General features: G+C 67.7%; 23 protein-coding genes. 16 read left to right on the top strand and 7 right to left on the bottom strand.

The features are described from left to right. The first annotated feature begins 16 nt into the window (after window positions 1-16). The 8 genes from NR810_RS29885 to NR810_RS29850 all read left to right on the top strand — a co-directional run bounded on the left by NR810_RS29885 (window position 17) and on the right by NR810_RS29850 (window position 10,337). Window positions 17-817: a hypothetical protein gene (locus NR810_RS29885; RefSeq protein ID WP_257457711.1), complete on the top strand. Its 801-nt coding sequence runs from the start codon at window positions 17-19 to the stop codon at window positions 815-817. After that, window positions 817-2,637, top strand: coding sequence for a putative metal-binding motif-containing protein (locus tag NR810_RS29880; RefSeq protein ID WP_257457710.1), 1,821 nt, complete (start codon window positions 817-819; stop codon window positions 2,635-2,637). The genes NR810_RS29885 and NR810_RS29880 overlap by 1 nt, the downstream gene beginning before the upstream one ends. A 201-nt stretch (window positions 2,638-2,838) precedes the next feature. Next, complete coding sequence (locus tag NR810_RS29875) at window positions 2,839-4,254, top strand: glycosyl hydrolase family 18 protein (RefSeq protein ID WP_257457708.1); 1,416 nt, start codon at window positions 2,839-2,841, stop codon at window positions 4,252-4,254. Window positions 4,255-4,334: 80 nt separating this feature from the next. Beyond that, window positions 4,335-5,708, top strand: a complete 1,374-nt coding sequence (locus tag NR810_RS29870; RefSeq protein WP_257457706.1) for a chitosanase — start codon at window positions 4,335-4,337, stop codon at window positions 5,706-5,708. Between the two features lie 112 nt (window positions 5,709-5,820). Next, the gene (locus tag NR810_RS29865; protein ID WP_257457705.1) at window positions 5,821-6,474 is read left to right on the top strand and encodes a DUF2239 family protein; all 654 of its coding nucleotides are present in this window, start codon (window positions 5,821-5,823) and stop codon (window positions 6,472-6,474) included. After that, window positions 6,471-7,295, top strand: a complete 825-nt coding sequence (locus NR810_RS29860) for an SDR family NAD(P)-dependent oxidoreductase (RefSeq protein WP_257457704.1) — start codon at window positions 6,471-6,473, stop codon at window positions 7,293-7,295. Before NR810_RS29865 ends, NR810_RS29860 begins: the two co-directional genes overlap by 4 nt. Window positions 7,296-7,425: 130 nt before the next feature. Next, complete coding sequence (locus tag NR810_RS29855; protein WP_257457699.1) at window positions 7,426-8,826, top strand: M16 family metallopeptidase; 1,401 nt, start codon at window positions 7,426-7,428, stop codon at window positions 8,824-8,826. After that, window positions 8,826-10,337 carry a M16 family metallopeptidase gene (locus NR810_RS29850; RefSeq protein WP_257457697.1) on the top strand — a complete coding sequence of 504 codons (1,512 nt, stop codon included), beginning with the start codon at window positions 8,826-8,828 and terminating at the stop codon, window positions 10,335-10,337. Before NR810_RS29855 ends, NR810_RS29850 begins: the two co-directional genes overlap by 1 nt. Before the next feature lie 155 nt (window positions 10,338-10,492). On the opposite strand, the gene NR810_RS29845 is transcribed toward NR810_RS29850, so the two are convergent. Next, window positions 10,493-10,783: a hypothetical protein gene (locus NR810_RS29845; protein ID WP_257457695.1), complete on the bottom strand. Its 291-nt coding sequence runs from the start codon at window positions 10,781-10,783 to the stop codon at window positions 10,493-10,495. 147 nt (window positions 10,784-10,930) lie between these two features. Further along, complete coding sequence (locus tag NR810_RS29840) at window positions 10,931-11,539, bottom strand: 3-keto-disaccharide hydrolase (RefSeq protein ID WP_257457694.1); 609 nt, start codon at window positions 11,537-11,539, stop codon at window positions 10,931-10,933. Between the two features lie 117 nt (window positions 11,540-11,656). Here NR810_RS29840 and NR810_RS29835 point away from each other — a divergent pair, with 117 nt between their 5' ends. After that, the gene (locus NR810_RS29835) at window positions 11,657-13,183 is read left to right on the top strand and encodes a patatin-like phospholipase family protein (RefSeq protein ID WP_257457693.1); all 1,527 of its coding nucleotides are present in this window, start codon (window positions 11,657-11,659) and stop codon (window positions 13,181-13,183) included. Here NR810_RS29835 and NR810_RS29830 read toward each other — a convergent pair. The 4 genes from NR810_RS29830 to NR810_RS29815 form a co-directional block, all read right to left on the bottom strand. Beyond that, on the bottom strand, window positions 13,155-14,666 hold the full coding sequence (locus NR810_RS29830) for a serine/threonine-protein kinase (protein WP_257457692.1): 1,512 nt from the start codon (window positions 14,664-14,666) through the stop codon (window positions 13,155-13,157). The two genes, NR810_RS29835 and NR810_RS29830, sit on opposite strands and share 29 nt — an antisense overlap. A gap of 169 nt (window positions 14,667-14,835) precedes the next feature. Beyond that, entirely contained in the window at window positions 14,836-15,612 is a 777-nt protein-coding gene (locus NR810_RS29825; RefSeq protein WP_257457690.1) for a hypothetical protein, read from the bottom strand. Continuing rightward, window positions 15,609-16,172 (bottom strand): hypothetical protein, encoded by a 564-nt coding sequence (locus NR810_RS29820; RefSeq protein WP_257457689.1) that lies wholly within the window; start codon window positions 16,170-16,172, stop codon window positions 15,609-15,611. The genes NR810_RS29825 and NR810_RS29820 overlap by 4 nt, the downstream gene beginning before the upstream one ends. 83 nt (window positions 16,173-16,255) lie before the next feature. Further along, window positions 16,256-16,885, bottom strand: a complete 630-nt coding sequence (locus tag NR810_RS29815) for a DUF3575 domain-containing protein (RefSeq protein ID WP_257457687.1) — start codon at window positions 16,883-16,885, stop codon at window positions 16,256-16,258. A gap of 66 nt (window positions 16,886-16,951) precedes the next feature. Here NR810_RS29815 and NR810_RS29810 point away from each other — a divergent pair, with 66 nt between their 5' ends. From NR810_RS29810 to NR810_RS29800, 3 genes are all read left to right on the top strand, one after another. Next, window positions 16,952-17,776 carry an acyl-CoA thioesterase gene (locus NR810_RS29810; protein ID WP_257457685.1) on the top strand — a complete coding sequence of 275 codons (825 nt, stop codon included), beginning with the start codon at window positions 16,952-16,954 and terminating at the stop codon, window positions 17,774-17,776. Between the two features lie 222 nt (window positions 17,777-17,998). Next, window positions 17,999-18,370 carry a hypothetical protein gene (locus NR810_RS29805; RefSeq protein ID WP_257457683.1) on the top strand — a complete coding sequence of 124 codons (372 nt, stop codon included), beginning with the start codon at window positions 17,999-18,001 and terminating at the stop codon, window positions 18,368-18,370. 282 nt (window positions 18,371-18,652) lie between these two features. Then, the gene (locus NR810_RS29800) at window positions 18,653-19,141 is read left to right on the top strand and encodes a hypothetical protein (protein ID WP_257457682.1); all 489 of its coding nucleotides are present in this window, start codon (window positions 18,653-18,655) and stop codon (window positions 19,139-19,141) included. Between the two features lie 4 nt (window positions 19,142-19,145). Here NR810_RS29800 and NR810_RS29795 read toward each other — a convergent pair whose 3' ends face one another. Beyond that, window positions 19,146-20,447, bottom strand: a complete 1,302-nt coding sequence (locus NR810_RS29795; RefSeq protein ID WP_257457681.1) for an MFS transporter — start codon at window positions 20,445-20,447, stop codon at window positions 19,146-19,148. A 409-nt stretch (window positions 20,448-20,856) separates the two neighbouring features. On the opposite strand from NR810_RS29795, the gene NR810_RS29790 reads away from it, so the two are divergent. From NR810_RS29790 to NR810_RS29775, 4 genes are all read left to right on the top strand, one after another. Then, window positions 20,857-22,935, top strand: a complete 2,079-nt coding sequence (locus NR810_RS29790; protein ID WP_306818626.1) for a serine/threonine protein kinase — start codon at window positions 20,857-20,859, stop codon at window positions 22,933-22,935. 311 nt (window positions 22,936-23,246) lie between these two features. Next, window positions 23,247-23,993: a DUF2381 family protein gene (locus tag NR810_RS29785; RefSeq protein WP_257457911.1), complete on the top strand. Its 747-nt coding sequence runs from the start codon at window positions 23,247-23,249 to the stop codon at window positions 23,991-23,993. Between the two features lie 110 nt (window positions 23,994-24,103). Then, the gene (gene sitA5, locus NR810_RS29780) at window positions 24,104-25,786 is read left to right on the top strand and encodes a SitA5 family polymorphic toxin (protein ID WP_257457679.1); all 1,683 of its coding nucleotides are present in this window, start codon (window positions 24,104-24,106) and stop codon (window positions 25,784-25,786) included. Window positions 25,787-25,797: 11 nt separating this feature from the next. Further along, complete coding sequence (locus tag NR810_RS29775; protein WP_257457678.1) at window positions 25,798-26,424, top strand: hypothetical protein; 627 nt, start codon at window positions 25,798-25,800, stop codon at window positions 26,422-26,424. Window positions 26,425-26,512 lie beyond the last annotated feature (88 nt).

The raw sequence follows: 26,512 nt of genomic DNA, 5'->3' as shown, positions 1-26,512 counted from the left end.
GATACTGGCCCTGTGCATGCTGACCGTGGCAGCCACCCCGAGGGCGGCGCACGCGCAGGATGCCTTCAACCGCTACCTCACCGCCGCGGTGAGGCTCTACGAGAGCCTGGAGTACGAGCGGGCGATGGAGCAGCTCCAGCGAGCCAAGGGATTGGCGCGGAACATGGAGCAGGACGTGGCCATCGCGTTGCACGAGGGCATCATCCTGGCGGACCTGGGGAAGAGGGAGCAATCCCAGACGGCCTTCAAGACAGGGCTGCTGCTCAACCCGGAGGCGAAGCTGCCGCTGACGGTCTCGCCGAAGGTCGAGCGTGACTTCGAGGAGATGAGGGCGCGCGTGTACAAGGAGCTGGGCCGGGCTCCGCCGGTGGCGCAAACGCCCAGGCCCGCGCCAAAGACCAGTTCCCCGAAGGAACCGAACCCTCCTGCCATCGCCAGCAAGGACCGGCCCGAGCAGCCGGCCCCGGCGCCCGATCTGAGCGCGCCCACGCCCGCGACGCCCTCGCCGTTTGTAACCCGTGTGACGGAGCTTTCGCGCAAGCGGGTGCCCATGACGTCCATGGTGCTGGCGGGAGTAGGGGTCGCGGCGCTCGGAGTAGGAACGATGTTCGGCTTTCAGTCGCGAGCCAGCGTGACCGACGCGCGGAACACCCCGTACCAGGATGTGACGCGCTCGCACTGGGAGGACGCCCGGAGCAGCGCGAATGTGGCCAACGTGCTGTTCGGCACGGCGGGGCTCGCCGCCGTGGGAGCAGTCGTCACCTGGGTGCTGTCGCCGAATGACAGCGCACCCTCGACCGCGAAGGAGACTCACTGATGCGCCGCCTGGTGGGATGCATGGGAGTGCTGTGGCTGCTCGCGGGCTGCACGGTACCGAGCCTGGAGGACTTGCTGAAGGACAAGGCTCGCGAGTGCAACGCTGAGCACCCCTGCGACGAAGGATACCAGTGCGTCCAGGCGCTCTGTACGAACCAATGCGATAGATCCGTGGCGATGGCGGGGTACCGCGATGAGGACGGGGATGGATACGCCGGGACAGGCGCGGCCTATGTGATTTTCTGCGACAACGTGCCGGCTGGTTACGCATCCCAGGGCGGCGATTGCGACGACAATGACAAGGACAGTCGGCCCGGCGCCTCCGAACTATGTGATGGCCGGGACAACAACTGCGACGGCGAGCTCGATCAGGGTCTGCCCAAACAGGCCTGGTACCCCGACCGCGATGGCGACGGCTTTGGTGACCAGAAGGCCGATGCGCTGATGGCCTGTGCCAGACCTACAGACCCAAGCAACACCCGCTACGTACAGGACGCCACGGACTGCGGGGACTCGGATCCCGAGGTCTTCCCACGCCCGGGCATCAACGAAGCACTGTGCGACGGGGTGGACAATGACTGTGACGGCAATAAGGACGACGGTTTTGCCATAGGCATCCATTGCAGCAATCCCTGTTCGGGCGGGAAGTTGGCCTGCAATGCCAGCCAAAATGGTGTGAGTTGCATCGACTCCCCTCCGACGATCTCTTACTACCCGGACTTGGACGGTGATGGTGCGGGCGACGAGCGCGGCACCCCAGCCCAGGTGTGCCCTAGCGAGACACCGCCCCCGGGCTTCGTCCTCAATACGGACGACTGCGACGACTGGGACAAATACAACCGGCGCAACAAGGCCGAGGTGTGCGACGACCGCGACAACAACTGCGATACACGGCGAGACGAGGAAGACATCTGCGGGGGCAAGGGGTGGAAGGTGGCCAATGATCCCGCTCTCACAGGGAATAAGCAGTGGAAGACCGTGGGGCTCGGCGCCAACGGGCGGGTCTGGATCGCGGGCGATGGCGGCAAGATCGCGGTCCGACTCGCCGCGGGCGAGGCCTTCAGGAGCCTCGATGGGAGTTGCGGCAACTTCAACTGGCGCGCAGCCTGGGTGAGCCCCAATAACAATCACGTGTACCTGGCCGGTAGTGGAGGGAATCTGGCCGAGCATGACGGTGGAAACTGCTACAATCAGGTCACCGTTCCCTCTGGCAATACTCTCCAAGGCCTTATCGGGATCAGTCCCTTGATTTACGTCGTGGACGACCGGGGGCGGCTGTACGTGTGGTCTCCGGGAGTCTCACTTTCGGAACGCTACAACCTGAACCCAGTGATGTACTTCGACATCCACGGATTGGACTCCACGAAACTGCTCACCATCGGAGGCACGGAAGACAGTCCCTCGACACCATATATCACCAGCTATCCCGGCACCGGCAGTACCGCGACGTATCACTCAGTGAGTACCCCCAGCGGCTACAACGGCGCCCTGCGCGGTGTATGGATGGCCAGTTCCAACCTTGCCTATGCGGTGGGAGATAGCGGCTTGGTGGTGAAGTGGGACGGAGCCACAAGTTGGACGCGCATGACCCCGCCTTCGGACAGTTCCAGTGCCCCGTTCACCAGCGTGGTGGCACCGGACCCTTTCACTATCTACGTCACCGACGCCAATCCCAGCGGTGCCATCCGTAGACTGAGCGCCACCGGCGCATGGTCCACCGCCTACACCTTGGACAAGCCGCTGCGGGATATCGCGGTCACCTCACAGGGCGACATCTGGGCCGTGGGCGATGACGGCCGCGTGGTGCACTTCCCGGAATAGACCCAGGCAGAGAGCAACACCCACCTGCGCACGACTCTCAGGCTCGCGACTCTCAAGAGCCGCGAACCACGGAGAATTCCAGAGCATCTGGAAATCCCTATTTTTCCTTGACCCGATCCGAGCACGTCGCGCCTCATGGGGTTCAAGCCCGGGAGCGGTCGCACACGGCCGCCCTCCGGGAACAACCCCCGAGGACCCACCGTGCCGAACACCGCATTCCAGTTCAGAACCCTGGCGTTTGGGGCCGCGTTTCTCTCCACCCTGGCGGGCTGCTCCGGAGAACCCGCTGATTTCTCCGAGGAGCCCACGGCGAAGGTCGAGGAGCGGGCGCTCGCGACGAAGGTGATCGGCTACGTCCCCACGTGGGCGGGCGACATCAACGCCGTCCAGTACGACAAGCTCACCCACATCAACTACGCCTTCGTCCTGCCCACGGCGCAGGGTGGCCTCACGGGAGTGAGCAGCGGGGACGCTCGGCTCAAGTCGCTGGTCCAGACGGCGCACTCGCGGGGCGTGAAGGTGCTCATCTCGATTGGCGGCTGGAACAATGGAGATGACTCGGGCTTCGAGAAGCTGGCCGCCAACGCGAGCACCCGGACGACCTTCGTCAACAACGTGGTGAACTTCGTGACGGCGGCGGGGCTGGACGGCGCCGACATCGACTGGGAGTACCCGGATCCGGGGACCTCGGCCACCAACTACGGCCTGCTGATGCGCGAGCTGTCCACCGCGCTCCACAGCCGCGGCAAGCTGCTCACCGCGGCCGTCGTGGCCAATGGCTACACCGGCGGCGGCGTCCCCACCGCCACCTTCGCCGACGTCGACTTCCTCAACCTCATGGCCTACGACGGCGGCCAGCCCCACTCGACGTATGACTACGCCGTCCAGTCGATGAACTACTGGCTCGGCCGCGGTCTGCCCAAGGAGAAGACGGTGCTCGGCGTGCCCTTCTATGGCCGCTCGCCGTCGTCCTACGTCGGCTACAACGAGCTCGTCGCTCGCGATCCGCAGGCCCCCTACAAGGACAACGTCGGCGACGTCTATTACAACGGCATCGCCACCATCCAATCGAAGACCCGGCTCGCCATGCAGCAGGGCGGCGGCGTGATGATCTGGGAGCTGTCCCAGGACACCTCGGGGGCCACCTCGCTGCTCAACGCCATCGCGCAGGTGGCCAGCGGCGGCACCGGGAGCAACACGTACCGGATCATCAACAAGGCCTCGGGCAAGTGCGTGGACATCGCCGGTCCGAGCACCGCCGATGGCGCCAACATCCACCAGTGGACCTGCCACACCGGCGCCAGCCAGCAGTGGACGATGGAGCCCACCGACAGCGGCTACTACCGCTTCGTCTCTCGCTACAGCGGCAAGGTGCTCGACGTCGCCGGTCCGAGCACCGCCGATGGCGCCAACATCCATCAGTGGACCTCCTTCAACGCCACCAACCAGCAGTTCAAGCCCGTGTCGCTCGGCAATGGCTACTACCGGCTCGAGGCTCGGCACAGCGGCAAGGTGATCGACGTCACCAACTGCGCGAGCAGCGGTGACGGCACCAACATCCAGCAGTGGACCTGGTCCAACAACGACTGCCAGCAGTTCCGGCTCGAGCAGTTGTAGGGATCCAGGACAGAAGTGCTCCATCAACCGGGGCGGCTGCCGCGAGGCAGCCGCCTTTTCACCTGAAAGGACATGGCCTCATGAACAGACATCACATTGCGGTAGGGGGTTGGCGGTTGGCGCTCGCGGGGATGGCCTCCGCGCTCGTCGCCTGTGGTGGGGGTGACCTGGGTGGAGTGGAGACGTTCCCGGGCGAGGCCGGGCAGGAGCTCGCGGCCTGCTCGTACACCATCACCACGAACACCTACGATGGCCCGGATTACTGGGGCACGATCATCTTCAAGAACACCGGCACGGCCGCCATGACGAGCCCGCGCATCTCCTTCAACGTCCCGAGCGGCGTGACGTGCGATTACGACGAGCCGGGCTGGTCGCACACCCAGAGCGGCACCACCTGCATCTACTCGAGGACCTCGAGCCTGACCGTAGGGGTGAACGCCTCGTACACGTTCTATTACTCCACGAACTCGAACGTCTCGTTCACCGCCACCAACGTGCAGATCAGCGATCCCAGCTGCGGCTCGGGCGGCAGTGACGGTGGCACCGGCACCGACGGAGGTACTGGCACCGACGGTGGCACGGGCACCGACGGCGGTACCGGCACCGACGGTGGGATGACGGCCAACCAGAAGAAGGTGGCGGAAGGGCTGACCAGCATCTGGGAGAACGACACGCCCGTGCTCGCCTACGATTACGCGGAGAACATCGACGATGGCCGCGGGTACACGAACGGGCGCGCGGGCTTCTGTACCGGCACGGGCGACGCCATCCAGGTCATCCAGTGCTACGTGAACCTCCGGAGCGCCTCCAACGGCAACCTGATGGCCAAGTACATGCCGGGGCTCACCACCATCAACAACCGCTACCTCTCGACGGGCCAGAACCAGGCTTCCACGGCCGAGCTCGACGCTGTCGGCAACTGGATCAGCGACTGGGCCACGAGCTACAACAACACCACCACCCGGGCGGACTTCAAGAGCTGCCAGGACCAGGTGAGTGACCGTCTGTATTTCACGCCCGCGATGAACGAGGCGAAGAAGTGGGGGCTCACCTCGGCGCTCTCCAAGGCCGCGTTCTACGACGCCTATATCAACCACGGCACCCTGCGGGAGTTCATCACCGCGGCCAACAACGCCCTGGGCAATCCCAATCAGGTCGCCCCCGCCATCGGCTACAACGGCATCACCGAGAGCGCCTTCCTCCAGAAGTTCCTCGAGAAGCGCCGCGACGTGCTCTACAACGACTCGACGTGGCGCAAGGCCATGGACCGCGTGGCCGCCTACGAGAAGCAGCGCCGCCGGGGGAACTGGAACTTCACCTCCGCCGTCAGCAACGACGTCCGCGCCCGCGACTGCTGGGGCACCGCCTACCCGGCCAGCGGCTACACCGTGCGGACCATCAACCCCGACGGCACCTGGAGCACCCCGAGTTCGTACACGTACTCCTGCAACTGAACCGTCCCCTCCGAATTCTACCCGGGTGATATTGACGGGGAATTTCACCCGGGTATAAAGCCGCCCATGATTCTACCCGGGTGAAATTCCCACCCAGGGCGAGGAGTGGGACATGGGCGGAGAAAAGCCGAGGAATTACACGGGCTTCGCCGGGCACCGGCGCATCGCGTCGGGAGCCCTGGCGGACGTCGCGTTGAAGGCCAAGGAGGTGGTGGACGGCGGCGAGCGCGCGCCGATCGCCATCTTCGAGGACGAGACGGGCGACCCGGTCGACCTGGACTTCCGGGGGACGCGCGACGAGCTCCTGGAGAAGCTCGCCCGGAAGCGGGCCCGGGAGGCCGCGGCGCAAGCCGAAGCCGAGGCGGAGGAGCCTCGCAAGGCTGGGCCGGGCCGGCCGAAGCTGGGCGTCGTCTCGCGGGAAGTCTCGCTGTTGCCGCGCCACTGGGAGTGGCTCAACGCCCAACCGGGGGGAGCCTCGGTGACGCTGCGCAAGCTCGTCGAGGAGGCTAGGCGCGCGAGCCAGGGCGCGGACAAGGCCCGTCGATCCCAGGAGGCGGCCCACAAGTTCATGTACGCGCTGGCGGGAGATCTCCCCGGTTTCGAGGAGGCCTCGCGGGCCTTCTTCGCGAGGAGTCCCGAGCGCTTCGACCAGCACATCCAGTCCTGGCCGGAGGACGTCCGGGAGCATGCCCGGAAGCTGGTGGAGCGCGCCTTCCGGGACGCGGAAGAGGCCACGCGGCAAGCCAACAAGGGAGGAAGCACATGAAGGAGCTGAGGGACAGGGTCGCGGTCATCACGGGAGCGGCCAGTGGCATCGGCCAGGGGCTGGCGGAGCGGTGCGCCCGCGAGGGCATGCGGGTGGTGCTCGCGGACGTGGAGGAGGAGGCGCTGCGCCGGGTGGGCGCGGAGCTGGAGGGGGCGGGAGCGCGGGTGCTGTGCGTGCGCACGGACGTGTCGAGAGCGGGGGACGTGGAGGCGCTGGCGGAGCGGACGCTGAGCGCGTTCGGGGCCGTGCACCTGGTGTGCAACAACGCGGGCGTGGCGGCGGGTGGCGTGGCGTGGGAGGCCTCGAGCGAGGACTGGGACTGGGTGTTGGGGGTGAACCTCCTGGGCGTCATCCACGGGGTGCGCACCTTCGTGCCTCGGATGCTGGCGCAGGACACCGAGGGGCACGTCGTCAACACCGCCTCGCTGGCGGGCGTGCTGCCCTTCCACCCGAGCGCGCCCTACCAGGTGAGCAAGGCCGGAGTGGTGGCGCTCACCGAGCAGCTGCATGGCTCGCTGAAGATGCGGGGCGCGAAGGTGGGGGCGTCGGTCCTCTGCCCGGGCTGGGTGCGCACGCGCATCCTGGATGCGGCGCGCAACCGGCCGGGGGGACCCCCACCTCCGCCCGTGGCGCCCCCCACTCCCGCCCAGGTGGCGATGAACGCGTACCTGCGCCAGGAGGTGGAGGCGGGCATGACGCCCGCGCGGGTGGCGGACCAGGTGCTCGCGGCCGTCCGCGAGCAGCGGCTCTACGTCATCACCCACCCGGAGATGCTCGGGGACGTCCGCACGCGCATGGAGGCCCTCCTGGCGTCTGCCTGACCCACCCCACGCGGTCAGTCTCCAACATCGGACGGAGAACCTTCTTCCCGAGGGGATTCCCCCTCCGTCGGGAACAAGGCACGTGCTAAGCGGATTGCCTCTGGACAACCCGAGGAGGCAAACGCTCCGCATGAAAGCGCTCATCGCCGCCGCCGTCCTCGCCCTCGGCCTCCCGGCCTTCGCCCAGCAGCAGGAGGCGAAGCCGCTGGAGCCCGGGCGCGAGGCGCTGGCCATTCCCTATGAGAAGTACAAGCTGCCCAACGGGCTGGAGGTCATCCTCGCCCGGGACACCAAGCTGCCGGTGGTGGCCGTCAACATCTGGTACCACGTGGGCGCCTACAACGAGCAGCCGGGCCGCACCGGCTTCGCCCACCTCTTCGAGCACATGATGTTCCAGGGCTCCAAGCACGTGCCCGACGACGTCCACATCTCCATGCTCGAGCAGCTGGGCGCCAATGATCTCAACGGCACCACGAACTTCGACCGGACCAACTACTTCGAGACGGTGCCCAGCAACCACCTGGAGACGGCGCTCTGGTTGGAGAGCGACCGCATGGGCTTCCTGCTGGACGCGTTGGACCTGAAGAAGCTCGACAACCAGCGCGAGGTCGTGAAGAACGAGCGCCGCCAGGGCGTGGAGACGCGCCCCTACGGCGTGGCGATGGAGAAGCTCTGGCAGACGCTCTTCCCGGCGCCGCACCCGTACCACGGCAAGGTGATCGGCTCCATGAAGGACCTGGACGCCGCCACGCTGGACGAGGTGAAGGACTTCTTCCGCAAGTGGTACGCGCCGGCCAACGCCACGCTCGCGGTGGTGGGTGACTTCGATCCGAAGGAGGCGCGGGCGCTCATCGAGAAGTACTTCGGCTCGCTGCCGAGCGGCCCCAAGCCCGAGAAGCCCCAGGTGGCCGGGGTGAAGCACACGAAGGAGCAGGTCATCCGTCACGACGAGAAGGTGGGCACGCTGCCCATGGTGATGATGGCGTGGCTCACCCCGGCGTACTTCACCGCGGAAGACGCGGCCGGAGACGTGCTCGCCAACGCGCTGGGCACCGGCAAGTCCAGCCGCCTCTACAAGCGCCTGGTGCTGGAGAAGGGTCTGGCGCAGAGCGTGAGCGCCGGCCAGCAGAGCCTCGGGGCCCAGTCCGTCTTCATGATCGACGCGGTGGCACGGCCCGGAGTCACCAGCGACGCGCTCGCGAAGGAGATCGACGCGGTGCTGGACGAGGTGCGCCGCGAGGGGATTACGCAGGAGGAGCTGAGCCGGTCGCTCACGCGCTTCGAGACGCAGATGCTGGCGGGGCTGCAGTCGGTGGGCGGCTTCGGCGGCAAGGCGGACGTGCTGCAGAGCTACAACCACTACGTGAACGACCCGGGCTACCTGGACGAGGACCTGGCGCGCTACGCCGCGGTGACGACGGACAAGGCGCGCGACTTCGCCCGTGACTTCCTGAAGCCCGAAGCCCGAGTGGTGGTGCACGCCGTGCCCACCCAGAAGTCCCCCGCCGCCACCGGGAAGGAGACCCGCTGATGCGCCGCCTGTTCATCGCCGTTTCCGTCCTGACGCTCGCCGCCGGGTGCGCCAGCGCCCCGATGCCCAAGCCCGAGGAGCCCACGCCGGCGCCCGCGCCCGAGACGCCCGCCCCCGCGCCCCAGCAGGACGCCGAGGCCTTCCGCGCGCAGCCGCCGAAGCCGGGCGAGCCCCCCGAGCTGGTGTTGCCGAAGTTCGAGCAGGCGAAGCTGGACAACGGGCTCACCGTGCTGGTGAGCACGCGCAAGGAATTGCCGCTCGTCTTCGTGGGCGTGGCCTTCGCCACGGGAGGAGCGCAGGACCCCGCGGGCAAGTGGGGCCTGGCGGATGTGACGTACAAGATGATGATGGAGGGAGCGGCCGGGAAGGACACGCTGGCGCTGGACCGGGCGTTCCAGGACCTGGGCGTGTCGCCCTCGGTGAGCACCAACCCGGACGGGGCATTCATCGGGACGCGGGTGCTCAAGCGCAACACGGAGGCGGCGCTGGCGCTGCTCTCGGACGTGGTGCGCAAGCCCAACTTCGCGCAGAGCGACTTCGAGCGGCGCAAGAAGCTGCAGCTGGCGGAGCTGGTGCGGGCGCTGGGGAGCCCGGGCTTCCTGGCGCAGCAGGCGTACCTCAACGCGGTGTTCGGCCCGAAGCACCCGTACGGGCACCCGGTGAGCGGCCTGCCGGCGACGGTGGAGTCGCTGACGCTGCGGGACGTGAAGTCCTTCTACCAGAAGAACGTGGGCCCCAAGGCGGCCGCGCTGGTGATGACGGGTGACATCACGCTGGACGAGGCGGTGAAGCTGGCGAAGAAGGCGTTTGGCGACTGGAAGGGGAGCGCCACGCTGCCCGCGGTGCCGCCCGCGCCGCCGGTGCCGGCGCGCCAGCAGGTGGTGTTCGTGCCGAAACCGGGGCTGGACCAGACGATGATCGTCATGGGGCGGCCGGGCATCGCCATGGGCAACCCGGACGAGCACTCGCTGGACCTGGCCACCACGGTGTTCGGCGGCTTCTTCGGCAGCCGGCTGAACATGAACCTGCGGGAGGACAAGGGGTACAGCTACGGGGCGGGGGCGAGCTCGGACGCGCGGCTGGGAGTGGGACCGCTGACGGCGTCGTCGGCGGTGAGGGCGGACGTGACGGGCCTGGCGGTGGCGGAGTTCTTCCGGGAGATGAAGGGGATTCGCGAGCGTCCCATCACGCAGAAGGAGCTGGAGGCGGCGCGCGAAGGGCTCATCCGGGCGATTCCGGGCGAGTTCGAGTCGGTGGAAGGCTTGGGAGCGAGCGCGGCGCAGCTCTTCTTCCTGCGCCGGCCGATGGACGAGTTCGCGAGGACGGTGGCGGGGCTGGAGAAGGCGACACCGGCGGAGGTGCAGCGGACGGCGGAGGCGTACCTGAGCCCGGAGGCGATGCAGGTGGTGCTGGTGGGAGACCCCGAGGTCATCCAGCAGCAGGTAGGCCCGTTGGAGCTGGGCAAGCTGGTGGCGGAGAACCCGGTGGAGCCGCCGGCCACGAAGCGGTGAAGCATGGGTTCGCGGAAGGAAAGACCCTCACCCTAGCCCTCTCCCAGAGGGAGAGGGGACATCCACGGTGAAAAACCAGGTCAGGCCCTCTCCCTCTGGGAGAGGGTCGGGGTGAGGGTATACGGGCCCCGGGTTGCCAACCGCGCCCCCCTTCGTCACTCCCTGTCCCTGTCCTGCTTCTCCTCGCCGCGCTGCCTGCGGAGCTCCTCATCGGCCTCGTCGATGGGGCTGCGGATATCAGGCACGTACCCGCCCACCTCGGCGTCACTGTCCAGGGCGAACTTCTGCTCGCGGGTGGGGTGGATGGAGTCAGCGGCGTAGAGGGGCCGGGTGTCATCGGCCTCGAGACCGCGCTCGACACGGTCCTTGGCGAAGGGGGGCTTGCGGCTCTCGTCCTCCTTCGGGTGAACGGGGTTGTACTTCCTTCCGTTGTCGTTGCCGGCCATGGTGACGGCTCCTCGCGTGGACCGCGGGCGCACGGGTTTGCGCGCCCCTACGAGGTTCAATGTGGGGCGCACCGCAAGCGCTCCAAGCTTCCCGGGGAGGGACGAGCGCAGGCCCGCCCGGCCGGTGCGCGGGCACCCAGGCGAGACTCAGAGCCGCTGGATGCGAGGCGCGCGGAAGCGGACGCGTGAGCCGGCGTGGTGGGCCTGCAGCCCGATACGGCCGGAGCGGGGCTTGTGCGCGGGCGCGGTGAAGACGCACACCTCCACGCCATTGAGGACGACGCGCAGGTCCAACCCACCGGCGAGGATGTCGAAGTTGTTCCACTCGCCCAGGGGCCTGGAGGCCATGAGGAGCGCGGGGGCGAGCGTGTAGAGGGCGCCGGTGAGGTGCAGGGGGCTGCCCTGCTTGCCGTGCTCGGGGTCGACGCCGCGGTCGTCGATCTGCACCTCGAAGCCGGCCTTCCAGTCGGGCTGCTTGCGCGCGAGCTCGGCGGTGGGGAAGCGGAAGAAGACGCCGGAATTGTCCTCGATGGAGTGGGCGAGCCAGTCCACCTGGAGCCGGAAGTCGGAGAACTCGGCGGGGGTGTACCAGAGGAGGCCGGAGCCGCCCTCGGACTCGAGGACGCCGGGGCCGGCGGGGACGAAGCGCCCCTGGCCCGCCATGGCCCAGGCACCGGGGATGTCGAAGGACAGCGTCTCGAAGGAGTCCATGTGCCGCCCAGGGTGGCGCGAGCGCGGGCCCGCGAGCAAACGCACGAGGTCACATCCTTCATCTGGTCGACGGAGTCATCCCCTGACTGGCCGGCAAGCGTCCTGGGAGCGACGCCCGTCACAATTCCAGACCCGCCATTCCGTCCACCCTGGGGGAGTGTCATGACACCAGTGGAACGGAAGAAGCAGCAGGAGCGGGACGAAAGGCAGCAGAAGAAGAGGGAGTGGAAGGACTGGATGGGGGCCGTGGAGCAGGCGCGGCAGGAGGTCGCGGGCCTGAAGCTCGATTTGAAGCAGAAGCCCTCGCCGTTGGAGTTCAAGAAACACTTCCTCGGCCACGCGGGGGTGGAGGAGAGGCTCCAGAAGCTCCGGGAGGAGTGCGAAGGCAAACGGTTCTCCGACGTCGTCGATGAGGAGGGACACCAGTACGTCGACCTGGTGATGGAGGGCGGGGGGACGCTGGGAATCGCGCTGCTCGGGTACATCCACGCGCTGGAGTCGGTGGGCATCCGCTTCCTGAGCATCGGAGGGACGTCGGCCGGATCCATCACCGCGCTGCTGCTGGCGGCGGCGAACCCGGACAAGCGCCAGGCGAAGGCCGAGGAGCTGTTCCACATGCTCTCGCAGCTGGATCTGCCCACCATCCTGGACAGCAGGTTCCCGGTGAACCGGTTCATCCGGGCCGTCCAGCGGCGGGTGCCCAAGCAGGCGCGCGACGCCAGGTGGGGAGCCCGGATGAAGGGGAGGCTGAGGTCCCTCGCCGTGGGGTTCTCCCGCTTCCAGTGGGGTCTGTTGTCGTGTCCCAGCGTCCTGCGCCGTCTGGGGCTCAATCCGGGTGAGCGCTTGCTGAAGAGGGTCCACGGGGTGCTCGAGGCCCACCAGGTGAGGACGGCCGGGGACCTGAACGCGCTGATGGCCACGCTGCCGGGGAGACTCCTCGAGAAGAAAGACAACCAGGAACCGAAGCCCCTCGAGATACCGGAGGACAAGAAGCCACGCCTGGCGCTGGTCGCCTCCGAGGTCTCCACGGGCACCAAGGTCGTCTTCCCGCAGATGGCGCGGCTCTTCTGGAAGGACGCGGAGAAGGTGGATCCGTCGCTCTTCGTCCGGGCCTCCATGTCGGTGCCGTTCTTCTTCCGCCCGCTGCGGCCGGAGGGGATGCCGCGAAACGACGACGAGTGGAACGCGCTGGTCGACTACGACGGGGGCACGCCCGTGGATTCCTGCATGCTGGTGGACGGGGGCATCATGTCGAACTTCCCCATCAGCGAGTTCCACTCGACGACCACCCCACGCACGCCGACCTTCGGCGTGAAGCTGGGGCTGGAGAAGCGCCAGCGCATCGACGCCCTGTCACGAGGCCTGAGCGCCAGGCCCCTGGGACAGCTCGGCGCGGCCATCTTCAACTCCGCGCGGCAGACGCTCGATGAGGACTTCATCAACAAGAACCCGGACTACAGGAAGCTCATCACCACCATCGACACGGGCCCGCACAACTGGCTCGAGTTCGAGCTGAGCGCGGACGAGCAGGTGGACCTGTTCCTCCGGGGCGTGGCGGCCGGAGCCATCTTCCTGAAGCACTTCGACTGGCCGAAGTACAAGGAGGTCCGCAAGCAGCTCGAGCGGGCGCAGCTCGTGGGCACCGAGGGGCAGCCGGACCTCACGCCGCCCGCCGCCCCACCCGCGTGACGGTGAGCGTGCGCGGCGCCTCGGGGGGAGCGGCCTCGTGCCGGGGCTCGCGCGAGTGCCGCGCCCACCAGGCCCGTGCGTCGTCCTCGGACCACGCGGGCACGTCCTCGCACGCGGCGAGCCCGCGCAGGAGCGCGGTGGCGCTCGGAGGACGGCGTGCCGGGTCCTTCTCCAGACACGCGAGGATCAGCCGCTCCAGGCTCTCGGGCAGGGGGCGGCCCAGACGCTCCGAGGGAGGCAGGGGCGGCGCGTGCAGATGGCGCGCGCAGACCTCCATGACCGTCCCCGCGGAGAAGACGGGCTCGCCGGTGAGGAGGAACCACGCCACGGCGCCCAGCGAGTACAGGTCGCTGCGCGCGTCGGCCTTCTCGGGCGAGGTGATGGCCTCGGGAGACAGGTAGAGGGGGGTACCGGTGATGCCCACCGAGCCGCTCGAGCGCGGATTGCCCTGGGACAGCTCGCGCACGAGGCCGAAGTCGAGCACCTTCACGAAGTCCGTCAGGCCGCCGCGCTCGCACAGGAAGACATTGGCGGGCTTCACGTCACGGTGGACGAGCCCGGCGGCATGGGCCTCGGCGAGCGCCCCGGCCACCTGCTGGAGGATGGAGCGCACCCGGCCCGGAGGCTGCGGCCCGTCGGCGCGCACGAGCGCCTCCAGGTCGATGCCCTCCAGGTACTCCATGGCGTAATAGAAGACGCCCTCGGGGGTGCGGCCGAAGTCATAGAGGGCGATGGTGTTCGGGTGGGTGAGCCGGCACGTCACCTGGACCTCGCGCTCGAAGCGGGCGATGGCCGACTCACCGGCGCGCTCGGGGGGCAGCAGCTTGATGGCGGTGGGGCGGCGCAGCAGGGCGTGGCGGGCGCGGTACACCACACCCATGCCGCCCTCTCCGATGCGCTCCTCCAGCGTGTACTGGCCCAGCCGCATGGCCTCGCGGACCTTGCGTTGGAGCCCGTAGATGACGTGCGAGATGAAGGCGCACAACACGACGGACACCAGACACCAGAGCAGGACGAGACCGGCGAGGAAGCCGGGGGAGGGGACGTAGGCGGGGTCCTTGCCGTGAGTATGGGACCACCAGGTGCCCAGGGCGATGGGGACGGAGCAGAGCACACCGACGAGCACCGTGCGCAGGGGGGTGCTGGGGACGATGCCGGCGCGCGCGGTGAAGAGCATCGAGAGGACGAGGATGAAGACGAAGTCGGCGCCGAGGACGGAGTCGAACTGGGAGAGGAAGACGCCGAGCAGCGCGGCGAGCGTGAAGGTGGCGCCCAGGTCGATGGCGGCGAGCGTGGAGAGCGCGCGGGTGCCGCGGCGGAGCCACAGCCAGAGGGAGCCGGAGAGGAGGATGGCCGCCACGCGCAGCCACGTCATGGGCGAGTCGAAGAAGGTATAGCGCGCGTCGATGAGCGTGAACAGCAGGGCATCGATGCCGAGCATGACGCCCCAGAGCACGAAGAGCAGGGCGAGGTACGTGGCCATGCGGCTCTGAACCCAGGCGCGTACCTCTTCCGCGTCTCCGGGCAGACTCCTGAACCCGAAAGCGCGCCACCAGGAGCCAGACCGCGAGGAGGTGTGCATGGCGGGAGCACCATACCCGTGTCGGGGTCCGCGTGCGCCACAGAGGGGAGCCTGCCCACCTGCTTCGGCGTCAGCCCTCGCCGGGAGCGTTCGGCTTCTGAGACTGAGAGCGAAATTCGGCGGCATGGGAGAGGAGCTGGCGGATGGCCTGCTCCGCGTCTCCCTGGCTGGCCTGAAGGAGTGGTGACGTCCACTCCTGGCCCGGCGGCAGGCCCTTGTCCTCCTGGAGCCAGCGCTCGAAGCGCGGGTACTCCTCGTCTCGTGCGCCCGCCAGCGCGAGGCACAACCGGTAGCCATCGATGAAGCCCGCCATCCGCCTCACCTCGATGGGACCGATGAACATTCCGAGCCGTCCGGGCACGTCTCCAATCTCCCGGCGGACTTCCAACAGCATGTCCAGCGTGGGCTTGGGCGGGTGCACGGGAATCCAGGAGGCCGCCCTGCTCGCGGGGTGTTCACCGCTGAAGTGCCACGGGATGGAGGCCAGTGCTTCCGGGGAGAGGGCACGGAACTCGGCGACGAAGTCCAAGAACTTGAGCAGGGCGCGCTTCTGGTCTCCGTGGAATTCCTCCAGATAGGCAGTTTCCCATCCCCGGCCCGGCCAGGCTTTCTTGACATCGCGAAACCACTCGCCGAACACCGAGTCCGCCCCCTCCTCGACGCCCAGGGAATGGAGACACTCCCCATAACCCCCGATAAAGCACATCAACCAATCCACGTCGGGCATGCCGATGTAGAGGTACGGACCCGTCGCGCGGCTTCTCAGGTCCTCGCGGATGCGCAGCAGCACGTCCAGCAGGGGCACAACGGGCTTCACGTCGGCGAGCGCGGCGGGCTGCTGGCTCATGGGGCCACCATCACTGTTTCAACGACCTTCTGGGTGATCTCCGAACGGGCGCCCAGCCTCTCCAGGTACTCGGCCCAGGGCATTCCCACTGCTCCTGTGTATGCGTCGTACGCGCGACCGTTCATCCGGACCAGGACATGATAACCATTCCGTGAAAGATTCACATCCAGGCCGCTCGGCATCTTGAACATCATGTAGGGGTATTTGATGCGGGAGCTGGTCTCCAGCTCCACGAACTCCGGCTTGCCGCCCAGCCGTGTGAAGGCGGCGGAGATGGACTGCGCCACGCCCTGGCAAGAGCCCGCCACCTGCTTGCTCGTGTCGAATGCCGTCTTGAAGGCCCACAACCAGGCGGGGGCTTCCTTGCCCGTGGTCACCACCCAGTAATCGATGGCCTCCGTCACCTGTCCCCGCGCCAGCAGGCTGAGGGTATGAGCCCGGAGCGTGTCCGCGCCCATCACCTGCGCGGCCACCATCTCCCGGACGGGTACTGCACCGTACGCAGTGCCGGTGAACCCCATCCCCAGGAACAAAATCAGACAGACGCGCGGCAGCCACATGCAGCGTGATTCTCAGCCGCGGCCCGCGCCGTGTCGATGCACACCGATTGACTGCCCGGGCGCACCCGGAGTGCGTCACCCGCTCAGAACGTCCAGCCCACGGCGAGCTGCCCGCGAGGGCCCACACTCCACTCGTCGAAGGGCGTGCGCAGCTCCAGCCACTCGCCACCACTCGTCAGCATCGTGGGCTCGCTCACCGTGCCTCGCTCATACGTCAGTCCCAGGCCCAACGAGGCCTGCACGGTGAAGCCCCGGCCCAGGCGCAGGCTGTAGCCCGTGAGCACCGCGCCTCCCACGCTCCACGCCTTCTCCAGCGAGCCCACCGGGTAGCCCCCGCCCTTCAACTCCCACCACCCATGTGCCACCTCGAGCCGGGGACCCACCCACATCCCGTTCAGCGCCGAGCCCGTCATGTAGAAGCGCGCGCCGGGCTCGATTCCCACCCGTAGGAACGCCTCGTCCGAGTCGCCCAGCAGGCCGTTCCATGTCTCCAGGTCGAAGGCCACCCGCAGTCCCAGGTTCACGCTGAAGTGCTCGTCCACCTCCCGCTCCCCCTCCACCGAGAACCCGTTCCGGTCCAACAACGGCACCGTCACGCCCACGAACGTCCGGCGGGGCTCCAGGCGGGGCACGGTGGCGCTCGTGGCCACCTCGCCCTCGTTGCCCGCCGCGGCCATCCACAGTGCCGTCATCACTCCCACCACACCGTGCATGTCACCTCCTCCGACGCGCTCCGGCTCCACCTTCCACCCGTAGCACGGACTCACTAGGGTGTGGCCATGTCCTCGAACACCCTCGAATCCCCCTTCGTCACCGCCACCACCTGGAGCTCCCTGGGGGATGGGCGCTACCGCGGCGACATCCGCCCCGAGTGGTTCCAGGGGCGTGGCGCCTACGGCGGCATGCTCGGGGGCTCCCTGCTGCGCTCGATGATGCGCGAGCTGAACGATTCGGCCCGCGCGCCGCGCTCGCTCACCGTGCACTTCTGCGCTCCCGTGAGCGAGGGCGAGGCCACGCTCGCGGTGCGCATCGAGCGCGCCGGCCGCCAGGTGACGCACCTGTCCGCGCGGCTGGAGCAGGCCGGACAGGTGGCCTGCCTCGCGAGCGCCACCTTCGCCACCTCGCGCGAGACGCCCCTCGTCTACGACGACGCGCGTGCGCCCCGGGTGCCGCCTCCCTTCGACGTGCCTTCCATGCCGAGCGAGTTGCTCCCCACCTTCGGCGCTCACTTCGATTACCGCTGGTGCGTGGGCGCCGCGCCCTACTCGGGTGCCGCCGAGGCCCGCACCGGTGGGTGGATCCGCCCGCGCGTCCCGACACCGCTCGATGCGCCCCTCGTGGTGGGCCTGCTCGATGCGTACCCGCCCGCCGCGCTCTCGCGGGTACAGGGCTTCTGCAACGGCGCCACCATGGACTACACCGCGCACTTCTACGCGCCCCTGCCGCTCTCCGGGGCCGCACCGGATGCCTTCTACCTGCGCACCGGCCACTCCCGTCACGCCGCCGAGGGCTACGCGGATGACCTGGCGGAATTGTGGAGTGAGAGCGGTCAATTGCTCGCTCAATTGCGCCAGGTGGCGGCGGTGTTTCCAGCGGCGCGGTGAGCCGTACCGTCTGTCTCCTCGGGAAAGCGAGGGAACTCCAGACACAGGCAAGCATTGACGCGAAGCGCAAGACTCTCTTTCGCGTGTCCAAAGTTGGCCTTCTGTGTAACGGAATGCTAACACGGCGGCCCTCTCCGGTCGGACGGTCATCCACCTCAGGAGGGGGGGATTGAGGTCGGTCCGGGAGGTAGCACTCCCCGCAGTCGCCACAGGAGAAGTCACATGCGCAAGTTCTTCCTCATCAGCAGCGCCGCCGTGTCTCTGTTCGCCGTCGGTTGCACCTCGCCCGAGTCCGTGTGCAAGTCCGGAATCGATCTCGCCTGTGAGCGCGCCTTCGAGTGCATGTCGAACGAGATGAAGGCCACCGAGCAGTTCAAGGCCGCCTACGGCGCCAACGCCGAGGAGTGTAAGACCAAGCAGTACGGCACCGCGAAGTGCGAGGCTCGCAAGGAGTACGACGAGGCCTGCACCGACGGAAAGAAGTACGACCTGGGCAAGGCCTCGGATTGCTCGGACGCGAAGGCGGCCCAGACCTGCACCGACTACCTGGACGCGACCAAGATCCCGGCCGCGTGCAAGGAGATCTGCGCCTAGTCCCGCGCGGCACCTCCAGGTGCCGGAGCCGTGAAGCACGAAGGGCCGGTCTCCCCATCCCGGAGGCCGGCCCTCTCTTCTTTCCCGGCCTTCGTGCCGGAGCTGTTCCACCCGTTGAGAAAGAGGCGGCGAGCGCGGGGACTTCGCACGAGCGGTGAAGGGGAGCGAAGGCCGTCACGGGGGTTCGCCGGGGGCCACTTCCGCTCCACGCGGGGCTCGGGTACCTTGCGCCGCCCTGCGTTCCGCAGTTCCGCAGTACGCAGCAAACCGAGGACCCCAACGATGGCAAGGATTTCCCAGGACCAGGCCCAGGAGCGCCACGCGTTCCTGCTCGAGCTCTTCCGCAAGCAGCCGGACATCAGCCGCAACGAGGCGATGGAGGCCTACAAGGACAAGTTCGGTGCCTCGCTGAACGCCAAGACGTTCAACGAGCTGCGCGAGCAGGCCCTGAGCGAGGCGGACGGCGCCGAGGAGAAGGCCGAGGAGACCTCGAGCGAGTCGGAGTCCGAGAACGAGACGCCGGCGGAGGACGTGGCGTCGCGGCTGAAGGTGGTGGCCTCGTCCGAGCCGATGAACGGCGCGAGCGCCCAGCCGGCGAAGAAGCCGAAGGCGAAGGGCACCGGCCCGAAGAACGTGTTCGTGGACGCCTCGCAGGAGCAGCTGCAGTTCCTGGAGCGCGTGGTGCAGCAGCTCCAGGAGTCCGGCGCGAGCAACCTGCGCATCGACCACGCCACGGACCGGTGGATGGTCCTCACCGTGGAAACGAAGTAGCCGGCTAGAAGTCCCCGGGCCCCTCGAGGTGGACGGAGGGGCTCGGAGCGCCCGCGGGAGCGAGCGCGCTCGGAGTCTCGGTGGCGTCGAAGGCGCGCGGGCGCAACAGGCGCAGCGTGAGCACGAGCGCGAGGAAGAGCAGTGCGCAGCTGACGGTGATGAAGCGCACGCCCACGCGGTCCGCCAGGGCCCCCTGCAACCACACCCCCCCCGCGTACCCCACGCCGAGCATCATGCCGTAGATGCTGCTGATGCGGGCCTGGAGATCGCGCGACACGCGCAGCTGGCAGGTGGTGTTGAAGCCGGTGAGGGTGGCCATGTAGAGCGCGCCCAGGGCGACGATGGCCAGCGCCGCCACGTGCAGGGTGGGCGCCATCCAGTACAGCGCCGCCACGGGGCCGATGAGCAACACGGTCCACTCCATCAACCGCTTGCGGCCGAGCCACTCCACCAGGGGCCCGAGCATCACCGCGGCCGACACGGCGCCCACGCCCTGAGCGGTGACGAGCAGCGAGGTGGCGACCTCGCCCTGGTGGAAGACGCGGATGGCGTACACGGGCACCAGGCCGATGAAGGGGGCCACCAGCGCGGAGAGCGTCAGCGTGCCCATCATCACCAGCAGGATGCCCCGGTCCTGCCACGCCACGCGGGCGCCGCGCACGATGCCGGGCCACAGCTCCTCGGGTACCTGGGCGGCATCCCGGCCGGAGGAGCGCACGCGCCACAGGGCGACGAGCACCGCGAGGAAGGAGAGGGTGTTGCACAGCAGGGCCCAGGCCGGGCCGCCAACGGCGAGCACCAGGGCGGCGAGCATGGGGCCGATGATGCGCCCCAGGTTGTACTGCGCCGAGCTGAGGCTGAAGGCGCTGTGCAGGTCCTCGGAGGGGACGACCTCGGAGATGAGGGCGGAGAAGGCGGGGCCGATGAGGGTGTTGGCGCAGCCGTTGAGGAAGGAGATGACGGCCACGGCGGGCACGGTGAGGCGGCCGGTGAAGGCGAGCACGGTGAGGATGCCGGCCAGCAACGCCTGCACGAGGGTGCCCACGGCGACATAGGCGCGCCGGTCGAAGCGGTCGGCGAGCGCTCCGCCCACGGGGGAGAGCACCACGGCGGGGAGGTAGGTGAGGGCGGCGATGCCCCCGGTGGCCTCGGCGCGGCCCGTCACGGTGGTGACGAACACACCCAGGGCGAGCAGCTCCATCCAGGTGCCGATGTTGGACACGAGCGCGCCGGACCAGACATGGACGAAATCCCGATGCCCGAAAGCTCGGAGGGAAGAGAAACGAGACAGGTGAAGGGCTCGCACGGCGCTCCCCTTGTAACGCACCGGGGTGACGCGCGCTCGGTGGGCACCTGCGCACACGTCCCGAGTGCATGCTCGTCGGCTCGGCGGGTGGGCTTCCGGCAAGCCTTCAGCCGAGGCGAACTCCTATGAACACAAACCAATCACGCACCACACTGCCCCAAGCACCCTCTCCCCCTGGGAGAGGGCCGGGGTGAGGGTATGCGTCCCCGTGCTCGTCCCAGTGTGGAACGAAGAGGCCGGCCCCGAGCCCCCGCGTGCTCACGGGGGCGCGGGTGTCCGGGAAGCCCTCGGAACCCACGGGAGAAGTCAGGTCGGGAGATGGGAGAGGAAACTCGCCCACCGCTCCGGCGATACCACCGCGTGCGTCGGGTTCTGCTAGGGTCGGGCGGACGTTCGGAGGCCCACAACCCTGATCATCCACCTTCCGAGAATTGGCGCCCGGGTCGGCGACTACATCATCACCCAGAAGCTGGGAGAGGGCGGCTCGGGCCATGTGTACAAGGCCGAGCGGGGCAATCGACTCTTCGCCATCAAGTTCCTGACGGACCCGGAGCTGACGGGCTGGAACCGGCGGGAAATCACGCTGATGCTCCGGCTCCAGTTGCCGAACGTGGTGGGCTTTCGCGCGTGCGAGCGGTGGCCCCACCCGGACCTGGGCTACCCCTACATCGTCATGGACTACGTCCACGGGCTGACGATGGACCAGTGGGCGCAGCGCATCAACCCCACGGCCCGGGTGGGGATGCACACGTACCTGAAGATCGCGCGAGCCATGAGGGAGGTGCACCGGCGCGAGGTGCTGCACCGGGACCTGAAGGAAACGAACATCATGATCCGGGCCGATGACGGCGAGCCGGTGGTGATCGACTTCGGATTCGGAGCCATGAAGGGAGCGCCCACGGAGACGAAGCCGGGCCTGGTGCCGCCCGGGACCCCCGAGTATCGCAGCCCCGAGATGCTCAAGTTCCTGAGGGGCGAGGCAGAAGAAATCACATACACCTACACGCTGTCCGACGAGTTGTGGGCGATGGGGGTGCTCCTGTACTGGCTGCTGACGGATGAGATGCCATTCGGCGATCGGACGGAGCTCGGGCTGCACGACCGGATATTGCAGAAGACGCCCAGAGCGCCCCACGACCTGAACCCGCGAGTGCCCGAGGCGGCGAGCCGGCTGTGTATGCGCATGCTGGCGAAGGACCCTCACGAGCGCTTCACGGGTGATGACGAGTTGTGCGCCGCACTGGAAGCGGTGCTGGCCGCGGCCGAGGGGGACGCGAGCTGGGACGAGCCGTTGATGGAGCCCCCGGGCGCGAGCGGGGAGTCCAACGAGGAACCGGAGGAACCGAAGGAGGAACAGCAGTGGATGGCCCACGAGCCCCCACGCGGTTGGTGGCCGGAGGAAGAGCCATCGGCGCGGGAGGAGACAGCGGCCCCCCCCGTGGAGCCAGCAGTGGCCCGTGCCCATGAGCCCGCCGTGGCGGCGGATATGAACGCCTCGCGGGAGGCAAAGCCAGCCGTGGGGACGCAGTGCCCGGAGGCGCCCACCGTGGGGACGGTGGCTGACGGAGCGGGGCCAGGGCGGGAGCAGGAGGTGCGCCACGCCGCGCGGGTGGAAAAGGTCGAGCGGCTTTCCGTGGCGCTGGTGGTGGGTCTCACGGTGGTGGCGGCGCTCGTCGTGGGTTCGCTGAGCGCGTCCGGGCCCGCGCCGGATGCCGCGCCCGCCTCCGTGGCGGACGGGACCTCCTCCCCACCTGATGCATCCGCTCAGGGGGAGGTGACGACTCAGGCCATATCTTTCCGTGAAGTGGCGCGACCGGGAAACCTTGCCGAATCTGAATCAGACGCGGCGCCCGACAGGGCTCAACCCCCCGCGCCTCTTCCTACCGCCATGTCTCGAAAGAAAGATTCCCGCCCGAAGCCCGAAGAGAAGCTCACGCCCCAGTCGCCGAACAAGGCCCGGCGATGTGTCCCCATTCCCCAGAAGGTATGCACGGCGGCCAGTGTCTGCACCATCGTTCTCACGGGCTGCTCTGGCCCCCAGGTACGTCCCACTCCCGAGCCTGTCGAATGCCCGGCGGGTTGGCGCGAGACCCACGCCCGATTGGACATTTCCGGACGAGGAAACGTCGTGCTGCAAGGGTATGAAGGGGAGAACACGGAGAGGGCAACCGTGCATGAGGGCCCCGCCAATGTCGTGGTGTCAGGAGGGGGAATTGGCGATCTGCCTCGGGGCACCTTGCTCTCTGGGACGCGGCAGCCTGGGGAGAACCGCTTCTACGGCACCTTCACCCAGGCGCGGATTCCAGGCGGTGGGACCTACCCCGTTTGTCTGGTCATTGCCCGGGACGCTCCGGGAATCTGGCCCGATGGCTCGACTTGCCCCGTAGGACTGGGTGAGTGTCCCACGCCTGAAAGCAGGCCGGGCAACATGAAGAGCGCGACTCGCTTTCCTGTCTTCGCAAAGGGTGAGTATTGGTTTAGCAGGTAGGTACCCTTGCTTCGAGTGCCGTCCGCAGGGGTTGGCGCGATGTGCGCTCGAGCTTGGCACCGTTTGGGTCAACAGGGGAGCCACATCGGGCCCCGTTCCTTCTGGAGATTGAATTCCCGTGCTGCTCCTGTCTCCCGGCGCTCTCCTGGCGCTGGTTCTCCTCGCGGGTGCTACGGAGGCCACCGAGATCCCCTTCCATCCGCGCTGCGCCGCGAAGCCTCGCATTGACCTGGTGGCGGACTCCACGGGGCAGGCGCCCGAAGTTTGCGTCAGCCCGGACGAGCCGACGACATTGATCTTTTGACTCCCCCCTGGCGCCGAGGGCGGTGGAGTTTCAACCAGCAGGCCGCCTGGCGGATTGGGCACAGGGCCAGGAGGCTTGGAGTGTGCTTGTCATTCCCAAGGAGAATTATCTTCCAGGAGAGCGGGTAAAGATAACGGTGCGATTCGCGGATGGTGCGGCCCCGGCAAGTGCGAGCTTCTGGCTGGTGGGCCACGCGGCGAGGGGAGCACGGCGTGTGGAGGTATTCCGCCAGCCGCACCCCGCGGACGCGCTCAAGAGAGAGGTAATCGAGGCACAGGCCGAAGCACGTCAGTGCCAGGAGGACAAGGCGCGGCTTCTGGTCGAGCTCAAAGAGCCTGGCAGACTCATGGGGACCGCATTGCTGGAGCGTAAACACATGGTTGTGTCAGATGACATCTGGATGCACGTGAAGCACCACCCGGCAAACGCACTCAGGGCGGAAACGGTCCGAAGCTACATCCATCCGGGAAGACTGGCGGTAAGGGTTGAACTCAGCAACCCTGGCGCCGAGTCCTGGAGAGCGGAGGGGGCCGTGTTGAAGGACCCGACGGGCGCGGAGATAGCGCTTTCGGTGTGGCAGGAGTCGGCCATTGATTCCGGCATGCTTGGCCTTGTCGTGGTGGGCGCCGAGAAGCCAGCGGATCAGCTCAGTTGTCCCTGCACCCTCAAGCTGTGGGAAGAACAGGGGCCCCGCACCGTCACCCTCGGGAACATCACGTTCCCGGCAGTGCCGCAAGAAGCGGAGTCCAAGTAGTCGCTGCATCCTCTCTCACTCCACCAACCCGGTGGTTTGACGAGCGCGCCCGTATTTCAGTGTAATTCCGGAGCGACGGCTTTGGGTCGCATCGCCTCTGGAGGTGCGCCGTGTCCACCCGTCTTCCTGGTAGGTGCCCTACAGGCGCGCATCTGGGCCCCTGCTCTCGCGCCTGGGCCCTCATCGTCCTCTTCCAGTTCGCGTGTGCCACGGGCACCCCGCACGGCAGCCTCCTTGCTGGCTACCGTTACAACCCGCTCACCCTCCCGCCGTCTCCCAAGGAACGTGTGGCCGCCACGGTGGAGCCAGGTCTCGAGTCCGCCACCGTGTACGTCGTGGACTTCATGGAGCCCGGCAACGTCACCACCCAACCGGTGCCCATCCCCAGGGCCGAGTTTCAGCAAGCCTTCCAGCGGCTCGCTCGCGACGCGCGGCTGAAGCGGAAGTCTCCACGTGAGGCCGCCCACGAGTTGCTGAGTCTCGTGGCGACGCAGCCGGACGACTCATGGGTCACCATGACGGGTGACTGGGAGGTGGAGCAGCACCACCGCTCGGCCCCCACCTGGACACCCTTGCGTCAGGACGGCCCGGTTGAGCTCATTCCCGAGGCCGAAGCAGCCCTCAAGCAGAAGTACCTGAAGTGGTGTGAGCACCAGGGGGGCGGCGACTGCCTCGGTCTGCTGGACGATGGGCCCTATTTGCGCGCCGATGATCGGCGAGCGTTTGCCCTGGCCTTGGCCTTTGGCAGGGTCCTCGAGGAGACGCGCGATGCACTGAAGGCCGAGCTGCTGGACGTGCGAATGATTGTTTCCATGGTCGTCTGGACAGTGGCCCTCTACTGCATGATGTGGCTGGTGCCCGAGCCGACGACCAAGGCCCTGGCCGCCAGCCTGACCCTCCTCCTCGTGGGCTACCTGGGGCTCGAAACGGTGTACGGCCTCATGGACGGGTGGGCCCGAATGGCCGACACGGCGCACCACGCCGCCACCTTCGAGGAGCTGCGCGCGGCGGGCGAGGAATTCGGCAAGGTGCTGGGCGAGGATGCGGCCCGGGCCATGATTCTCGCCGTGTCCACACTCGCTGGGCACACGCTGGGGCAGGTGGTGGCCCGGGCGAAGTCGCTTCCGCGCTTCAACGTCGCGGGGGCGCAGTTCGAGGCGCAGGGCGGCGCCGCCGTCATGGGGCGCCTGGAAGTCACCGAGACGGCGGTCGCATCGGAAGGCGCCCTGGCCAAGGCGGTGGCGGCGGTGGAAACGGTGGCCACCTCTCCTCAGGGCCCCATGGCCGTGGTCATGCTCAAGAAGGGGCCGGGCGGTGGGACGGGACAGGCCACAGGGGGCCGCTCCTCCGAAACCGTCATCCGTCATCGGGGTGGCAACCGGCAGGTGGAACTCAGCGACGGCCAGCGCTGGCATCTGCCACGCGGAAAGTCGGCCGCGGACATTCCCGCTGAGGACAAGGTGGGCGACATGCTCCAGGAGGCCGTCACCAAGGCCGCCAAGAAGTGGGGGCCCGACAGGCTCTCTTTCAAGGAGGACAAGGCCATCAAGGAGGCCCTGGAGCGAGGAGAATACTGGCTGGCGCGACTGCTAGAGCGCGAGGCCCGAGGGCGTTTCGTGCACGAAGAGGTCAAAGCCCAATTGGGAGGGGGCCTTCGGTTCAAACACCAGGGAGTGGACGTGGTTGACCTGAAGACGGGCCGCAAGTACGAGATTCTCTCCGGCACGGAGTCGAATCTGGCTCGTCACGGCAGGCGCATGGCGGGCGAGTTCTTCCGGATGCTCACCTTCTGAAAGGGACAACCATGGGGTGGCTGGAGAACGTCCGCCTTGAGGACAAGGAGATTGAGAACGAGCGGCTGGAGTTGACGGACAAGAACTCGCTCTATTTCCTTGGCCCCAACCTATCGCTTAGAAACTGCACCGTCATCCTGAAGGTCTCCGCCAGGAACTTGATCATCGTTGGGGCACGGTTCATTGACAGCACCTTCGAGGTGAAGCAAGAGCTGAAAAATCATCAACAATGGGTGAAAGCCTCCCTCAAGGGGTGCCGCTTCAAGGGACGCCTGACGGGGTGCGACTTCGGGCACTGGCCCGACTACGGCACAGGTTGGGAGCACGGGGCCATCGAGGACTGCGACTTCACCGAAGCCCGTCTGGATGGCTGCCGCATCATGGGCTCGGACCCTGCCACCATTCGCTTTCCCAGGTGGCCCTGCTTCACCATCCTGGACCCCATCGGGCGAGCCCCCGAGCTGCGCAGCGTCAAGTGGCCGGGCCGATTTGGCCGCATCGTCATCGAGGACCTGCACAAGCAACCGGCCCCCACGAAGGCCTTGACCTTGTCCGCTACGGTCGAGGCAAAGCACTTCGAGACTACCCCAGAAGAATTCCGCGCCGTCGTCGAAAGGTTTGACTGCATCCTCTACTGAGGGGCGGTCCGAGGTCGCGCGGGGCCTCGCTCTCCCCAAGCGGTCCCCCCTCGCTCACCACATAAAATGCGGGAGAGCCCTCCCACCG

Origin of the sequence: Archangium lipolyticum (assembly GCF_024623785.1) — a bacterium.
Classification (GTDB): Bacteria; Myxococcota; Myxococcia; order Myxococcales; family Myxococcaceae; genus Archangium; species Archangium lipolyticum.
The sequence above is the reverse complement of the archived record's forward strand: the minus strand, read 5'-3'. Positions and strand labels throughout refer to the sequence as shown.

What these genes read in the sequence shown, in the direction of transcription:
- NR810_RS29880 (WP_257457710.1), top strand. Translation starts at nt 817, where the DNA reads ATGCGCCGCCTGGTGGGATGCATGGGAGTGCTGTGGCTGCTCGCGGGC.
- NR810_RS29865 (WP_257457705.1), top strand. Translation starts at nt 5,821, where the DNA reads ATGGGCGGAGAAAAGCCGAGGAATTACACGGGCTTCGCCGGGCACCGG.
- NR810_RS29835 (WP_257457693.1), top strand. Translation starts at nt 11,657, where the DNA reads ATGACACCAGTGGAACGGAAGAAGCAGCAGGAGCGGGACGAAAGGCAG.
- NR810_RS29805 (WP_257457683.1), top strand. Translation starts at nt 17,999, where the DNA reads ATGCGCAAGTTCTTCCTCATCAGCAGCGCCGCCGTGTCTCTGTTCGCC.
- NR810_RS29800 (WP_257457682.1), top strand. Translation starts at nt 18,653, where the DNA reads ATGGCAAGGATTTCCCAGGACCAGGCCCAGGAGCGCCACGCGTTCCTG.
- NR810_RS29845 (WP_257457695.1), bottom strand. Translation starts at nt 10,783, where the DNA reads ATGGCCGGCAACGACAACGGAAGGAAGTACAACCCCGTTCACCCGAAG.
- NR810_RS29775 (WP_257457678.1), top strand. Translation starts at nt 25,798, where the DNA reads ATGGGGTGGCTGGAGAACGTCCGCCTTGAGGACAAGGAGATTGAGAAC.
- NR810_RS29810 (WP_257457685.1), top strand. Translation starts at nt 16,952, where the DNA reads ATGTCCTCGAACACCCTCGAATCCCCCTTCGTCACCGCCACCACCTGG.
- NR810_RS29850 (WP_257457697.1), top strand. Translation starts at nt 8,826, where the DNA reads ATGCGCCGCCTGTTCATCGCCGTTTCCGTCCTGACGCTCGCCGCCGGG.
- NR810_RS29820 (WP_257457689.1), bottom strand. Translation starts at nt 16,172, where the DNA reads ATGTGGCTGCCGCGCGTCTGTCTGATTTTGTTCCTGGGGATGGGGTTC.
- NR810_RS29825 (WP_257457690.1), bottom strand. Translation starts at nt 15,612, where the DNA reads ATGAGCCAGCAGCCCGCCGCGCTCGCCGACGTGAAGCCCGTTGTGCCC.
- NR810_RS29830 (WP_257457692.1), bottom strand. Translation starts at nt 14,666, where the DNA reads ATGGCCACGTACCTCGCCCTGCTCTTCGTGCTCTGGGGCGTCATGCTC.
- NR810_RS29885 (WP_257457711.1), top strand. Translation starts at nt 17, where the DNA reads ATGCTGACCGTGGCAGCCACCCCGAGGGCGGCGCACGCGCAGGATGCC.
- NR810_RS29860 (WP_257457704.1), top strand. Translation starts at nt 6,471, where the DNA reads ATGAAGGAGCTGAGGGACAGGGTCGCGGTCATCACGGGAGCGGCCAGT.
- NR810_RS29815 (WP_257457687.1), bottom strand. Translation starts at nt 16,885, where the DNA reads ATGCACGGTGTGGTGGGAGTGATGACGGCACTGTGGATGGCCGCGGCG.
- NR810_RS29855 (WP_257457699.1), top strand. Translation starts at nt 7,426, where the DNA reads ATGAAAGCGCTCATCGCCGCCGCCGTCCTCGCCCTCGGCCTCCCGGCC.
- NR810_RS29870 (WP_257457706.1), top strand. Translation starts at nt 4,335, where the DNA reads ATGAACAGACATCACATTGCGGTAGGGGGTTGGCGGTTGGCGCTCGCG.